The sequence below is a fragment of the Metapseudomonas resinovorans DSM 21078 genome, from assembly GCF_000423545.1.
GTDB lineage: Bacteria > Pseudomonadota > Gammaproteobacteria > Pseudomonadales > Pseudomonadaceae > Metapseudomonas > Metapseudomonas resinovorans.
Window position 1 is genome coordinate 82667 of the sequence record NZ_AUIE01000006.1, and the last position, 14590, is coordinate 97256.

11 protein-coding genes are annotated in these 14590 nt (G+C 62.0%); all 11 read left to right on the top strand.

The window, feature by feature from the left end:
* The 11 genes from rseP to tilS all read left to right on the top strand — a co-directional run bounded on the left by rseP (position 1) and on the right by tilS (position 14496).
* Positions 1-1353, top strand: coding sequence for a sigma E protease regulator RseP (gene rseP, locus G559_RS0106375; RefSeq protein WP_028627449.1), 1353 nt, complete (start codon positions 1-3; stop codon positions 1351-1353).
* Between the two features lie 74 nt (positions 1354-1427).
* On the top strand, positions 1428-3791 hold the full coding sequence (bamA, locus tag G559_RS0106380) for an outer membrane protein assembly factor BamA (RefSeq protein ID WP_028627450.1): 2364 nt from the start codon (positions 1428-1430) through the stop codon (positions 3789-3791).
* A 42-nt stretch (positions 3792-3833) separates the two neighbouring features.
* Positions 3834-4337, top strand: coding sequence for an OmpH family outer membrane protein (locus G559_RS0106385; protein ID WP_028627451.1), 504 nt, complete (start codon positions 3834-3836; stop codon positions 4335-4337).
* 2 nt (positions 4338-4339) lie between these two features.
* Positions 4340-5398, top strand: coding sequence for a UDP-3-O-(3-hydroxymyristoyl)glucosamine N-acyltransferase (lpxD, locus tag G559_RS0106390; protein WP_036997057.1), 1059 nt, complete (start codon positions 4340-4342; stop codon positions 5396-5398).
* 48 nt (positions 5399-5446) lie between these two features.
* Positions 5447-5887, top strand: a complete 441-nt coding sequence (gene fabZ, locus G559_RS0106395; RefSeq protein ID WP_028627453.1) for a 3-hydroxyacyl-ACP dehydratase FabZ — start codon at positions 5447-5449, stop codon at positions 5885-5887.
* Positions 5884-6660, top strand: coding sequence for an acyl-ACP--UDP-N-acetylglucosamine O-acyltransferase (gene lpxA / locus G559_RS0106400; RefSeq protein ID WP_028627454.1), 777 nt, complete (start codon positions 5884-5886; stop codon positions 6658-6660). The genes fabZ and lpxA overlap by 4 nt, the downstream gene beginning before the upstream one ends.
* A gap of 4 nt (positions 6661-6664) precedes the next feature.
* The gene (gene lpxB / locus G559_RS0106405) at positions 6665-7798 is read left to right on the top strand and encodes a lipid-A-disaccharide synthase (protein ID WP_028627455.1); all 1134 of its coding nucleotides are present in this window, start codon (positions 6665-6667) and stop codon (positions 7796-7798) included.
* Positions 7798-8400, top strand: a complete 603-nt coding sequence (gene rnhB / locus G559_RS0106410) for a ribonuclease HII (RefSeq protein ID WP_028627456.1) — start codon at positions 7798-7800, stop codon at positions 8398-8400. The genes lpxB and rnhB overlap by 1 nt, the downstream gene beginning before the upstream one ends.
* A gap of 106 nt (positions 8401-8506) precedes the next feature.
* Positions 8507-12031 (top strand): DNA polymerase III subunit alpha, encoded by a 3525-nt coding sequence (gene dnaE, locus G559_RS0106415; protein WP_028627457.1) that lies wholly within the window; start codon positions 8507-8509, stop codon positions 12029-12031.
* A 127-nt stretch (positions 12032-12158) separates the two neighbouring features.
* The gene (gene accA / locus G559_RS0106420; protein WP_028627458.1) at positions 12159-13109 is read left to right on the top strand and encodes an acetyl-CoA carboxylase carboxyl transferase subunit alpha; all 951 of its coding nucleotides are present in this window, start codon (positions 12159-12161) and stop codon (positions 13107-13109) included.
* Positions 13110-13182: 73 nt separating this feature from the next.
* On the top strand, positions 13183-14496 hold the full coding sequence (gene tilS / locus G559_RS0106425; protein ID WP_028627459.1) for a tRNA lysidine(34) synthetase TilS: 1314 nt from the start codon (positions 13183-13185) through the stop codon (positions 14494-14496).
* Positions 14497-14590 lie beyond the last annotated feature (94 nt).

The following is a 14590-nucleotide window of genomic DNA, read 5'->3' on the forward strand; positions in this document are numbered from 1 at the left end:
ATGAGCGCTCTATATATGATTCTTGGCACCCTGGTCGCTCTCGGGGTGCTGGTCACGTTCCACGAATTCGGTCACTTCTGGGTGGCGCGGCGCTGCGGGGTCAAAGTCCTGCGCTTCTCCGTAGGGTTCGGCACGGCGCTGTTCCGCTGGCATGATCGCCACGGCACCGAGTTCGTTATCGCCGCCATCCCTCTTGGCGGTTACGTGAAGATGCTGGACGAGCGCGAGGCGGACGTGCCGGCCGAGTTGCTCGACCAATCCTTCAACCGCAAGCCGGTGGGACAACGCATCGCCATCGTGGCTGCCGGGCCCGTCGCCAACTTCCTCCTGGCACTGTTGTTCTTCTGGGTGCTGGCCATGCTCGGCAGTCAGCAGGTGCGGCCTGTCATCGGTGGTGTTGCGTCGGACAGCATTGCCGCCCGGGCTGGCCTGGAAGCCGGCGAGGAAATCGTTTCGGTGGACGGCAAGTCCGTCAGCGGCTGGTCCCAGGTGAATCTGCAACTGGTTCGCCGCCTGGGTGAAAGCGGCACGCTCCAGGTCGGCGTGCGTGAGGCTGGCGCCACAACCGAACAGTTCCGAGAGCTGCAGTTGAATGCCTGGCTCAAGGGCGCCGATGAGCCTGACCCTATTGGTGCTCTGGGTATCACGCCCTGGCGTCCGGCCATCCCGCCGGTGCTTGCCGAGCTTGACCCGAAAGGGCCGGCTCAGGCGGCGGGGCTCAAGGTCGGTGACCGCCTGCTGGCCCTTGACGGCCAGCCGCTTGATGACTGGCAGCAATTGGTGGAACGGGTGCGCAAGCGTCCCGCCGAGCGAGTCACGCTTAGCGTCGAGAGCGACAGCCAGGTTCGCGAAGTTCAGCTGACCCTGGCTAGCCGTGGCGAGGGCGAAGCCCGCAGCGGTTACCTTGGTGCGGGGGTGAAAGGCATTGAATGGCCAGCGGAAATGCTTCGGGAGGTCAGTTTCGGTCCGCTCGATGCGGTGACCGAGGCAGTGGCCAGGACCTGGTCCATGAGCCTGCTAACTCTGGATTCCCTAAAGAAAATGTTGCTCGGCGAGCTCTCGGTAAAAAACTTGAGCGGGCCGATAACCATTGCTAAAGTGGCGGGCGCTTCGGCCCAGTCCGGGGTGGGGGATTTCCTTAACTTCCTCGCCTATCTGAGCATAAGCCTGGGGGTTCTCAATCTGTTGCCAATCCCTGTCCTGGATGGGGGGCACCTGCTGTTTTATCTGATCGAATTGGCGCGAGGTCGTCCATTGTCAGAACGGGTGCAGGCTTGGGGGGTGCAGATCGGTATCAGTCTAGTCGTGGGGGTGATGTTGCTCGCCCTGGTAAATGATCTGAGCCGTCTGTAACAAGTCACTGAATGCCGAGTCTGCCGCCTTGTGCGGCAGATTCTTTATTACCGGTTGGAATAAAAAAGGACTTCATGAAACGCCTGCTGCTACCTGCGGTGCTTGCCGCACTCATGATCGCCGAGGTTCACGCCGAGTCCTTCAACATCTCCGACATTCGCGTCAATGGCCTGCAGCGGGTATCCGCTGGCAGCGTATTCGGCGCACTGCCACTCAACGTCGGCGACACAGCTGATGACCGCCGCCTCGTCGAGGCCACCCGCGCCCTGTTCAAGACCGGTTTCTTCCAGGATATCCAACTGGGCCGCGAAGGCGACGTGCTGGTTATCACCGTAGTCGAGCGCCCGTCGATCTCCAGCATTGAGATCGAGGGCAACAAGGCCATCAGCACCGAAGACCTGCTCAAGGGCCTGAAACAGTCCGGCCTGGCTGACGGGGAAATCTTCCAGCGCGCGACCCTCGAAGGCGTGCGTAACGAACTGCAGCGCCAGTATGTGGCCCAGGGCCGTTACTCCGCCGAGATCGAGGCTGACGTGATCCCGCAGCCGCGCAACCGCGTAGCGCTCAAGATCAAGATCAACGAAGGCTCGGTCGCAGCCATCCAGCACATCAACATCGTCGGTAACACGGTCTTCTCCGATGAGGATCTGATCGACCTGTTCGAGCTGAAGACCACCAACTGGCTGTCCTTCTTCAAGAACGACGACAAGTACGCCCGCGAAAAGCTTTCCGGCGACCTGGAGCGTCTGCGTTCCTACTATCTGGACCGCGGCTACATCAACATGGATATCTCTTCCACGCAGGTATCCATCACCCCGGACAAGAAGCACGTCTACGTCACCGTCAACGTGGACGAGGGCGAGAAGTACACCGTTCGCGACGTGAAGCTCTCCGGCGACCTGAAGGTGCCCGAGGACGAAGTGAAGAAGCTGCTGCTGGTACAGCAGGGGCAAGTTTTCTCACGCAAGGTGATGACGACCACGTCTGAGTTGATTACCCGCCGCCTGGGTAACGAGGGCTATACCTTCGCCAACGTGAACGGCGTGCCGGAAGCCCATGACGAGGACAACACCGTTTCCATCACGTTCGTGGTGGACCCGGGCAAGCGCGCCTACGTCAATCGCATCAATTTCCGTGGCAACACCAAAACTGAAGACGAAGTGCTGCGTCGCGAAATGCGCCAGATGGAAGGCGGCTGGGCGTCGACCTACCTGATCGACCAGTCCAAGACTCGTCTGGAGCGCCTCGGCTTCTTCAAAGAGGTCAACGTCGAGACCCCGCAGGTGCCGGGTACTGATGACCAGGTCGATGTGAACTACACCGTGGAAGAGCAACCGTCCGGCTCCATCACCGCGAGCGTGGGCTTCGCCCAGAGCGCCGGTCTGATCCTCGGCGGTTCCATCAGCCAAAACAACTTCCTGGGTACCGGTAACAAGGTCAGCATCGGTCTGACCCGTTCCGAGTACCAGACCCGCTACAACTTCGGCTTTGTCGACCCCTACTGGACTCCGGATGGCGTGAGTCTGGGCTACAACGCCTTCTACCGCAGTACCGACTACGATGACCTCGACACTGACGTATCCAGCTATGCGGTGGACAGCTACGGTGCCGGTGTCAGCATCGGTTATCCGATCAGCGAAACTGCGCGTCTGACCTATGGCCTGACCGTGCAGCAGGACAAGATCAACACCGGTATCTACACCGTCGACGAGATCTTCGATTTCCTTGAGGAAGAAGGCGATAGCTACACCAACTTCAAGGGCTCGATCGGCTGGTCCGAATCGACCCTGAACAAGGGCGTAATGGCTACGCGCGGCCATTCCCAGAGCCTGGTGCTTGAAAGCACCATTCCGGGAAGCGACCTGTCGTTCTACAAGCTCGACTACCGTGGCCAGCTGTTCACTCCGCTGACCCAGAACACGGCACTGCGTTGGCACACCGAACTGGGCTATGGCGACAGCTATGGTTCCACCTCCGAGCTGCCGTTCTACGAGCATTACTTCGCGGGTGGCTTCAACTCCGTACGCGGCTTCGAAGACAGCAGCCTGGGGCCGCGCAGCACACCCAGTCGTGGCCAGGCTGTAACGGGCAACGAAGGGACCGCGGCCGACCCGGATCAGGATCCGCTGCCTTTCGGTGGCAACGTGTTGATCCAGGGTGGTGTGGAGCTGCTCTTCCCGCTGCCATTCGTCAAGGATCAGCGCCAGCTTCGTACCGTGCTGTTCTGGGACGTGGGTAACGTGTTCGACACCAGCTGCTCGTCCACCGCGACCAACTGCAGCAGCATCAACGCAGGTGACTTGGCGAGTTCGGTGGGTGTAGGCCTGACCTGGATTACTGCGCTGGGCCCGTTGAGCTTCAGTCTGGGCATGCCGGTCAAGAAGCCGGACAATGCTGATACCCAGGTGTTCCAGTTCTCCCTGGGCCAGACTTTCTAAGTGTTTCATCAAGACAACAGTATGTGTTGCAGGAGTTGCATCGTGCGTAAGTTGACTCAATTCGTTCTGGTTGCCGCTGCCTTGATGGCGACTCCGGCTTTCGCGGAAATGAAGATTGCGGTACTGAACTATCAAATGGCCCTGCTGGAATCCGACGCGGCCAAGAAATACGCCGTCGATGCAGAGAAAAAGTTCGGCCCCCAACTGAACAAGCTGAAGACCCTGGAAAGCGACGCCAAGCGCATTCAGGACCGTCTGGTGAAAGACGGCGAGAAGATGCAGCAGGCCGAGCGTGAGCGCCTGGAACTCGAATTCAAGCAAAAGGCCCGTGACTTCCAGTTCCAGTCCAAGGAGCTGAACGAAGCGAAAGCTGTTGCCGATCGCGACATGCTCAAGCAACTGAAGCCGAAGCTGGACAAGGCCGTTGAAGAAGTCCTGAAGAAGGGCAGCTTTGACCTGGTGCTGGAGCGTGGTGCCGTGGTTGACGTCAAGCCGCAATACGACATCACCCGCCAAGTCATCGAGCGCATGAACCAGCAGCGTTGATGATGACTGCCCCGGTCTTCACTCTCGGCCAACTGGCCGAACGCCTCGGTGCCACCCTGTGTGGTGCCGAAGGCACAGCGATCAGTGGCCTGGCTACCCTGCAGGAGGCCGGTCCGGGCCAACTCACTTTCCTGGCCAATCCGCAGTATCGCAAGTTCCTCGCCGATACCCGCGCCGCCGCCGTATTGCTGACCCCGGCCGATGCCGAGGGTTACAGCGGCAGCGCTCTGGTCGTGGCCAACCCCTACCTGGCTTACGCTGAGCTTTCCCATCTGTTCGACCCCAAGCCCAAGGCTCAACCTGGCATTCATCCGACCGCCGTGGTCGCCGAGGATGCCAAGGTCGATCCGAGCGCTAGCGTCGGTGCCTATGTGGTAATCGAGTCCGGCGTACAGATCGGCGCCGGGGTGACGTTGGGCGCTCATTGCGTGGTCGGTGCGCGCACCGTGATCGGTGAAGGTGGCTGGCTGGCTCCGCGTGTGACCCTCTATCACGATGTGATCATCGGCAAGCGCGTGGTGATTCAGTCTGGCGCCGTTATCGGTGGCGAAGGTTTTGGCTTTGCCAACGAGAAGGGCGTTTGGCAGAAGATCGCGCAGATCGGCGGTGTCGTCCTGGGTGACGACGTCGAGGTGGGTGCCAACACCACCATCGACCGCGGTGCCCTGTCCAATACCTTGATCGGCAATGGCGTGAAGCTGGATAACCAGATCATGATCGCGCACAACGTGCAGATTGGTGACAACACCGCCATGGCCGGCTGTGTCGGTATTTCCGGCAGCACCAAGATTGGCCGCAATTGCATGATCGCCGGTGGTGTGGGGATGGTTGGCCACATTGAGGTGTGCGACAACGTGTTCGTCACCGGTATGACCATGGTGACTCGCAATATCACCGAGCCGGGTGCCTACTCTTCCGGTACCGCGATGCAGACCGCCGCGGAGTGGAAGAAGAGCGCTGCCCGTATTCGCCAGTTGGACGACATGGCGCGTCGTCTGCAGCAACTGGAAAAACGCCTGGCGGCAGTGACCCCGGGCGGGGATGCTTCATCAGAAGCCTGATTTACGTAGCGCCGCGCATCCCCAATACTTTGAAAAGGCTCCAGGAACATGATGGACATCAACGAGATTCGCGAATATCTGCCGCACCGCTACCCCTTCCTCCTGGTGGATCGAGTGGTGGAGCTGGATGTTGAAGGCAAGCGCATTCGCGCCTACAAGAATGTCAGCATCAACGAGCCCTTCTTCAACGGCCATTTCCCGCAGCACCCGATCATGCCGGGTGTGCTGATCATCGAAGCGATGGCCCAGGCGGCCGGCATCCTCGGTTTCAAGATGCTCGACGTCAAACCAGCTGACGGCACCCTCTACTACTTCGTGGGTTCCGACAAACTGCGCTTCCGCCAGCCGGTATTGCCGGGCGATCAACTGATCCTCAGTGCGCAGTTCCTCAGCGTCAAACGCGGCATCTGGAAGTTCGACTGCAATGCCAGCGTCGATGGCAAGGAAGTATGCTCGGCCGAGATCATCTGTGCGGAACGCAAACTATGAGTTTGATTGACCCTCGCGCCATTATCGATCCGGCAGCGAAGCTGGCGGATGGCGTTCAGGTCGGCCCTTGGTCGATCATTGGACCCGATGTGGAAATCGGCGAGGGGACCGTGGTCGGACCGCATGTGGTCATCAAGGGACCGACCCGTATCGGAAAGCACAACCGCATCTACCAGTTCTCTTCGGTGGGCGAGGACACTCCCGACTTGAAGTACAAGGGTGAGCCTACTCGCCTGGTGATTGGTGACCACAATGTGATCCGCGAAGGCGTGACTATCCATCGTGGCACTGTGCAGGACCGCTCCGAGACCACCATTGGCGACCACAATCTGCTGATGGCTTATGTTCATATCGGTCACGACAGCGTGATCGCGAATCATTGCATTCTGGTGAACAACACCGCGCTGGCCGGCCATGTACATGTGGACGACTGGGCGATTCTCTCCGGTTACACCCTGGTGCATCAGTTCTGCCGCATCGGCGCCCACAGCTTCTCGGGCATGGGCACGGCCATCGGCAAAGACGTGCCGGCGTACGTCACTGTCTTTGGTAACCCGGCCGAGGCCCGCAGCATGAACTTCGAGGGTATGCGCCGTCGTGGTTTCAGTGCCGAAGCGATTGCTGCCCTGCGTCGTGCCTACAAGGTGGTCTACCGCCAGGGGCTGACCGTCGAGCAGGCACTGGCCGAACTCGCCGAGACCTCTGACCAGTTCCCGGAAGTTGCCGTTTTCCGCGACTCCATCCAGTCCTCGACCCGCGGCATTACCCGCTGAGCCCATGAATCGTCCTTTGCGCATCGCGCTGGTTGCCGGCGAGGCGTCCGGCGACATCCTTGGTTCCACCCTCATGCAGGCGCTCAAGGTGCGCCATCCTGACGCGCAGTTCATTGGCGTTGGCGGCCCGCGCATGCAGGCGGAGGGACTGGAATCCTATTTCCCCATGGAACGCCTAGCAGTCATGGGCCTTGTGGAGGTGCTAGGGCGTCTCCCCGAGTTGCTGGCGCGCCGTAAGCGTCTGATCCACACCCTGATCGACGAGCGTCCCGACGTCTTCATCGGCATCGACGCGCCGGACTTCAACCTGGGTGTCGAGCTCAAGCTTCGACGCGCCGGTATCAAGACCGTGCACTACGTCAGCCCCTCGGTCTGGGCCTGGCGGCAGAAGCGTGTGTTGAAAATTCGCGAAGGCTGCGACCTGATGCTCACGCTGTTCCCCTTCGAAGCGCGGTTCTATGACGAGCATGGGGTGCCGGTGCGCTTTGTCGGCCACCCACTGGCCGATGCCATTCCCTTGCAGGCCGATCGCGCGGCTGCGCGGCTCGCGCTGGATCTGCCCGAGGACTCGCCCGTGGTGGCGTTGTTGCCGGGTAGCCGGGGCGGTGAAGTTGGCAAGTTGGGGGGCTTGTTCCTCGACGCCGCCGAACGCCTGCGTTCGATTCGCCCCGGCATTCGCTTTGTATTGCCCTGCGCGAGTCCAGAGCGGCGCGCACAGGTCGAGGCGATGGTCGCCGGTCGCGACCTGCCGTTGAAACTGCTCGATGGTCGTTCCCACGAGGCCCTGGCCGCATGTGATGCGGTACTGATCGCCTCCGGCACCGCCACGCTGGAAGCCCTGCTGTACAAGCGCCCAATGGTAGTGGCCTACAAGGTTGCACCGCTGACCTACCGGATTCTCAAGCGCCTGGTGAAGAGCCCCTACGTGTCCCTGCCTAACCTGCTGGCCCAGCGCCTGCTGGTGCCTGAGCTGCTGCAGGATGCCGCGACGCCCGAGGCCCTGGCCCAGGCTGTTTCGCCCTTGCTGGATGACGGCGAGGTGCAGACCCATGGCTTCGATGTCATTCACCGTTCCCTGCGTCAGGACGCATCGCGCCAGGCGGCCGATGCCGTCCTGCAACTGATTGGAGTGTCCTGATGCAGCTCGGTCTGGATTTCAGCCTGGTAGAAGAACTGGTGGCCGGCGTCGACGAAGTCGGCCGTGGTCCTCTCTGCGGTCCGGTGGTTACCGCCGCGGTCATTCTCGATCCGGCACGGCCGATCATTGGTCTCAATGATTCGAAGAAGCTCTCCGAAGCCCGCCGGGATGCGCTGTTCGACGAGATCCGAGAGAAGGCCCTCGCCTGGTGCATTGCCCGTGCCGAGGTGGAGGAGATCGATAAGCTGAACATCCTCCATGCCACCATGCTGGCGATGCAGCGCGCCGTGGAGGGCCTCAGCGTTACGCCGAAATTGGCCCTGATCGATGGCAATCGTTGCCCCAAGCTCAAGGTTCCCAGCGCGCCTGTGGTCAAGGGCGATAGCCAGGTGCCGGCCATTGCTGCTGCTTCTATCCTGGCCAAGGTCAGTCGCGACCGTGAGATGGCCGAGCTGGAGGCGCTCTATCCCGGCTACGGCATCGCCGGGCACAAGGGCTATCCCACGCCGGTCCACCTTGAGGCCTTGCGTCGCCTGGGACCGACGCCCATCCATCGACGCTCCTTCGGCCCGGTTCGGGAGCTGATCGAGGGCGGCCGCTGAGGCCTGTTGTCGCTCCCGTCCGCGACCTTGCCCCAAGCCTGTAGCTTTATCCGATGGCCCGGTACAATCCGGGCCTTGTCGTTTTCGCGTTATGCATAGGACTTCCATGACCGCTTCCTTCGTCCATCTGCGTCTGCATTCCGAGTACTCCCTGGTAGACGGCCTGGTGCGGGTCAAGCCGCTGGTCAAGGCCGTGGCGGGAGCGGGTATGCCGGCGGTGGCGATTACCGACCAGAGCAACATGTGCTCGCTGGTGAAGTTCTACAAAACCGCCATGGGTGGTGGCATCAAACCCATCTGCGGGGCCGATATCTGGCTGGCCAGTCCCTTCGAGGACGGGCCCTTGAGCCGCATGACCCTGCTGGCGATGAACGCCAAGGGTTACCGCAACCTGACCGAACTCATCTCCCGTGGCTGGACCGAAGGCCAGAGCAATGGTCTGGTGATCATCCAGCGGGAATGGGTGAAGGAAGCTGCCGAAGGCCTGATTGCCCTGTCCGGTGCCAAGGAAGGTGAGATCGGCATGGCCCTGCTCAATGGCGACCAAGCCGGCGCCGAGGCCTTTCTGGCCGAGTGGCAGGTCGCCTTCCCGGATCGCTTCTACCTGGAACTGCAGCGTACCTCCCGCGTCCTGGACGAAGAACATGTGCATGCCGCGGTTGCCCTGGCCGAGCGCTGCGGCGCTCCATTGGTGGCGACCAACGATGTGCGCTTCCTCAAGCCCGGCGATTTCGAGGCCCACGAGACCCGTGTCTGCATCGGCGAAGGCCGGGTCCTGGACGACCCGCGTCGGCCGCGTAACTACTCCGATCAGCAGTACCTCAAGTCCCCTGAGGAGATGGCCGAGCTGTTCGCCGACATCCCCGAAGCGCTGGAAAATACAGTCGAGATCGCCAAGCGCTGCAATATAGAGGTCCAGTTGGGCAAGCACTTCCTGCCCGACTTCCCCACGCCCAACGGCATGAGCATTGACGACTACCTCCGTCATGCTTCCTTCGAGGGCCTGGAAGAGCGGCTGGCCGTGCTCTTGCCGAAGGACACCACGCCTGACTACGAAGAGAAGCGGCAGCTCTACATCGACCGACTGGAGTTCGAACTCGGCACCATCATCCAGATGGGCTTCCCCGGTTACTTCCTGATCGTTGCGGACTTCATCCAGTGGGCCAAGAACAACGGCGTGCCGGTGGGGCCGGGCCGGGGCTCGGGTGCGGGCTCGCTGGTGGCCTACGTACTGAAGATCACCGACCTTGATCCGCTGGCCTACGACCTGCTGTTCGAGCGATTCCTCAACCCTGAGCGGGTCTCCATGCCCGACTTCGACGTCGATTTCTGCATGGACGGCCGCGACCGGGTGATCGACTACGTTGCCGACAAGTATGGGCGTAACGCGGTAAGCCAGATCATCACCTTCGGCTCCATGGCGGCCAAGGCGGTGGTGCGCGACGTGGCGCGGGTACAGGGCAAGTCCTACGGCCTGGCCGATCGCCTGTCGAAGATGATCCCCTTCGAAGTGGGCATGACCCTGGAGGCCGCGTTCAAGCAGGAAGAAGCGCTGCGCGACTTCCTCAAGGTGGACGAAGAAGCCCAGGAAATCTGGGACATGGCCCTGAAGCTGGAAGGCATTACCCGGGGTACAGGCAAGCACGCCGGTGGTGTGGTGATCGCGCCGACCAAGCTCACGGACTTCTCGCCGATCGCCTGCGACGAAGAGGGCGCTGGCCTGGTGACCCAGTTCGACAAGGACGATGTGGAGGCCGCCGGCCTGGTGAAGTTCGACTTCCTCGGCCTGCGCACCCTGACGATCATCAAGTGGGCCATGGAGATGATCAACCGCGAGCAGGAGAAGCATGGCCTGCCGCTGGTGGACATCGACCGTATCCCGCTCGACGACAAGAAAACCTACGACATGCTGCAGAAGGCGGAGACCACGGCGGTCTTCCAGCTTGAATCGCGCGGCATGAAGGAACTGATCAAGAAGCTCAAGCCCGACTGCCTGGAAGACATGATTGCACTGGTGGCCCTGTTCCGTCCGGGCCCCCTGCAGTCAGGCATGGTGGACGACTTCATCAACCGTAAGCACGGCCGCGCCGAGCTCTCCTACCCGCACCCTGACTACCAATATGCGGGGCTGGAGCCCGTACTCAAACCGACCTACGGCATCATCCTGTACCAGGAGCAGGTGATGCAGATCGCCCAGGTGATGGCCGGTTATACCCTTGGTGGCGCCGACATGCTGCGACGTGCCATGGGTAAGAAGAAACCCGAGGAAATGGCCAAGCAGCGCGGCGGCTTCATTGAAGGCTGCTCGAACAACGGCATCGACCCGAACCTCTCGGGCAACATCTTCGACCTGGTGGAAAAGTTTGCCGGCTACGGCTTCAACAAGTCCCACTCCGCCGCCTACGGCTGGGTTTCCTACCAGACCGCTTGGCTCAAGGCGCACTTCCCGGCACCCTTCATGGCCGCGGTGCTCACTGCGGATATGCACAACACCGACAAGGTGGTGACGCTGATCGAAGAATGCCGGCACATGAAGCTGCGCATCGTCGCCCCTGACGTGAACAACTCCGAGTACCGTTTCACCGTCGATGAAGATGGCCAGATCGTCTACGGCCTTGGCGCCATCAAGGGCGTGGGTGAAGGCCCGGTGGAGGCCATCACGGAGTGCCGAGCCGAGGGTGGACCTTTCAAGGACCTGTTCGACTTCTGCAACCGCGTCGACCTCAAGCGCATCAACAAGCGGACCCTCGAGGCGCTGATTCGTGGCGGTGCCCTTGATCGCCTGGGGCCGTTCTTCAGCAACGAGGCCAAGGCCTACCAGGCTGGCATCGACCGCAACCGTGCGGTGTTGCTGGCCGCCATGGAAGAAGCCATCCAGGCTGCCGAGCAAACTGCGCGCAGCCATGACAGCGGCCACATGGACCTCTTCGGGGGGCTGTTCGCTGAGCCCGAGGCGGACGTCTACGCCAACCATCGCAAGGCTAAGGAGCTTTCCCTCAAGGAACGCCTGAAGGGCGAGAAGGACACCCTGGGCCTCTACCTGACCGGTCACCCGATCGACGAGTACGAAGGTGAGGTCCGCCGCTTCGCCCGCCAGCGCATCGTCGAGCTGAAGCCGGCGCGGGACACCCAGATCATCGCCGGTCTGATCGTCAACCTGCGGGTGATGAAGAACAAGAAAGGCGACAAGATGGGCTTCATCACCCTCGACGATCGTTCCGGCCGTATCGAGGCGTCTCTCTTTGCCGAAGCCTTCAACGCCGCCCACGGCCTGCTGCAGACGGACGCCCTGGTCGTAGTGGAAGGGGAGGTCAGTCACGATGACTTCTCCGGTGGTCTGCGCCTGCGTGCCAAGCGTGTGCTCAGCCTGGAGGAGGCGCGCACCGGCCTGGCCGAGAGCTTGCGCATGAAGGTGGACTTCAGTGCCCTTCAGGGCGATCGCCTGCGCTGGCTGGCGGAACTCTGCGGTCGTCATCGTGGCTCTTGCCCGCTGACCCTGGACTACAGCGGTAACGACGCGAAGGCCCTGCTGCAGTTCGGCGACGACTGGCGAATAGCGCCGGCCGACGCTTTGATTCAGGCATTGCGTGACCAGTTCGGGCGCGACAACGTCTTCCTGCACTACCGCTGATGCGAACGTGACAGCACGCCCGCAGAGGCCCGATTTCGATTTGATCTCGACCCGAACGCGCCCGATCCCTTAAGGTAGGGCGCCAAATGGAACCAGCCGCCTGGCCCCAAGCGCACGACGGAAGCCTATGAACCCGAACTTTCTGGATTTCGAACAGCCCATCGCCGATCTGCAAGCCAAGATCGAGGAGCTGCGTCTGGTCGGTAACGACAACGCCCTGAACATCACCGACGAGATCTCCCGCCTGCAGGAGAAGAGCAGCGCACTCACCGAGAGCATCTTCGGTAACCTTTCCAGCTGGCAGATCGCCCAGCTGGCGCGCCACCCTCGTCGGCCTTACACCCTTGACTATATCGAGCACATCTTCACTGAGTTCGACGAACTGCACGGCGACCGTCACTTCTCCGACGACGCGGCCATCGTTGGCGGCGTTGCCCGTCTGAACGACGAGCCGGTCATGATCATCGGCCACCAGAAGGGCCGTGAGGTGCGCGAGAAGGTCCGTCGCAACTTCGGCATGCCGCGCCCCGAGGGCTACCGCAAGGCCTGCCGTCTCATGGAAATGGCCGAACGCTTCAAGATGCCGATCCTCACTTTCATCGACACCCCCGGCGCTTATCCGGGCATCGATGCCGAGGAGCGTGGCCAGAGCGAAGCCATTGCCTGGAACCTGCGCGTCATGGCTCGTCTGAAGACCCCGATCATCGCCACCGTGATCGGTGAAGGTGGTTCCGGCGGCGCGCTGGCCATCGGCGTCTGTGATCGTCTGAACATGCTGCAGTACTCCACCTATTCGGTGATTTCGCCGGAAGGTTGCGCCTCCATCCTGTGGAAAACCGCCGAGAAGGCGCCGGATGCGGCCGAGGCCATGGGCATCACTGCCGAGCGCCTGAAAGGCCTGGGCATTGTCGACAAGGTGATCGCCGAGCCCCTGGGCGGTGCCCACCGTGATCCAGCAGCCACTGCCGAGTCCATCCGCGCGGAGCTCTCCGAGCAGTTGAAGATGCTGCAGAAGCTCAGCAACGAGGATCTGCTGAAGCGTCGTTATGACCGCCTGATGAGCTACGGCGTAGCCTGACCCCTCGCTTCAGGCTGCGCGTCTCGGGCCCCGGCTTTATGCTTGGGGCCCGAGTCGGTTACCCGAGCCTCCCATGTCCCTCGAATCCTGCCTGTTGTCCGCCCTGGCCCCGTGGCGCCATGCGCCGGCCTGGCGCGTCGCCTTCTCCGGCGGACTCGACTCCACTGTCCTCCTTCATCTGCTGGTGCGCCTCGCCCGTCGCGAAGCCCTGCCGCCGCTTTCTGCCATCCATGTCCATCACGGCCTTCAGGTCGCGGCCGATGCCTGGCCGAACCATTGCCAGCGGTTTTGCGATGAACTGGGCGTTCCGCTGCAGGTGTTGCGGGTAACGGTAGATTCCGGGCCCAGCCTGGAAAGGGCCGCGCGAGATGCGCGATATGCCGCTTTCATCGATGAGTTGGGCGCCGGGGAGGTACTGTTCAGTGCCCAGCACCGTGACGACCAGGCCGAGACGCTGCTCTTCCGCCTGCTGCGAGGGGCTGGCGTGCGTGGGTTGGCAGGTATGCCGGAAAGCCGCTCGTTGGGGCAGGGCACCCTGGTCAGGCCATTGCTGCGCGCAGCCCGTGCCGAGCTGGAAACCTACGCTCGCGCCGAAGGGCTCCAGTGGGTGGAAGACCCGAGCAACGCCGACACGTCGCTATCCCGCAATTTCCTTCGCCTCCGTATCTTCCCGGTACTGCAAGCTCGATGGCCAAGGGTGGCGGAAACCCTTGCGCGTAGTGCCGAACATTTGGCCGAGGCAGAAACCCTGCTCGGCGAGTTGGCGCACGCGGATCTCGAAAACGCACGAGACTGCGTTGATTTCCCCTGGCTGCCCCTGCCGTCCCTGGATTTGCAGGTGCTGGTCGGCCTGTCGCCAGCTCGGCAACGCAATGCACTGCGTTACTGGCTGGCGAAGCTGACGCCCCTTCCCGACAGCGGCCATTGGGCGGGATGGGAAAACCTGCGTGATGCCGCCGTCGATTCGGCGCCGGTCTGGCGTCTGGCGCGGGGCGAACTTCAACGTGCCGACGGACGGTTGTGGTGGTTATCCGGGGACTGGCTCGCCGCACCGGTTTCGAATCTTGCCTGGCACGCTCCCACTCAACCGCTCGAGCTGCCCGGTAATGGCCGGCTGGCGTTGCAGGGCGAGGCGCCGATTGGTCGGCTCGAGGTTCGCTATCGGCAAGGAGGTGAGGTGCTGGAGATAGCAGGGCGAGGGCGTCGCGACCTCAAGCGGCTGCTCAATGAGTCGCGGCTGCCCGCTTTTGCCCGTGGCCGATTGCCGCTGCTCTTCGTCGAAGGAGAACTGCTGGCCGTGGCCAATCTGCCGGGGTTGGACGGTCCGCAGGCGGGCCACTGGCGTCTGCGCTGGACCCCACCGACGAATGACCAAGGTTTGAGCTGATAGGGTCTTTCCGGTAGACTACGCTCCCGTCTTACATAGCATCCGCTGATTCCTTCGGAATCGGCGGTTGTTGCTTTTGAAGCAGCGCCCCAGT

Bases quoted from the DNA above. Each gene is read 5' to 3' on its own strand.
- lpxD (WP_036997057.1), top strand. From the start codon at position 4,340: ATGACTGCCCCGGTCTTCACTCTCGGCCAACTGGCCGAACGCCTCGGT.
- accA (WP_028627458.1), top strand. From the start codon at position 12,159: ATGAACCCGAACTTTCTGGATTTCGAACAGCCCATCGCCGATCTGCAA.
- rseP (WP_028627449.1), top strand. From the start codon at position 1: ATGAGCGCTCTATATATGATTCTTGGCACCCTGGTCGCTCTCGGGGTG.
- bamA (WP_028627450.1), top strand. From the start codon at position 1,428: ATGAAACGCCTGCTGCTACCTGCGGTGCTTGCCGCACTCATGATCGCC.
- rnhB (WP_028627456.1), top strand. From the start codon at position 7,798: ATGCAGCTCGGTCTGGATTTCAGCCTGGTAGAAGAACTGGTGGCCGGC.
- lpxA (WP_028627454.1), top strand. From the start codon at position 5,884: ATGAGTTTGATTGACCCTCGCGCCATTATCGATCCGGCAGCGAAGCTG.
- tilS (WP_028627459.1), top strand. From the start codon at position 13,183: ATGTCCCTCGAATCCTGCCTGTTGTCCGCCCTGGCCCCGTGGCGCCAT.
- dnaE (WP_028627457.1), top strand. From the start codon at position 8,507: ATGACCGCTTCCTTCGTCCATCTGCGTCTGCATTCCGAGTACTCCCTG.
- lpxB (WP_028627455.1), top strand. From the start codon at position 6,665: ATGAATCGTCCTTTGCGCATCGCGCTGGTTGCCGGCGAGGCGTCCGGC.
- fabZ (WP_028627453.1), top strand. From the start codon at position 5,447: ATGATGGACATCAACGAGATTCGCGAATATCTGCCGCACCGCTACCCC.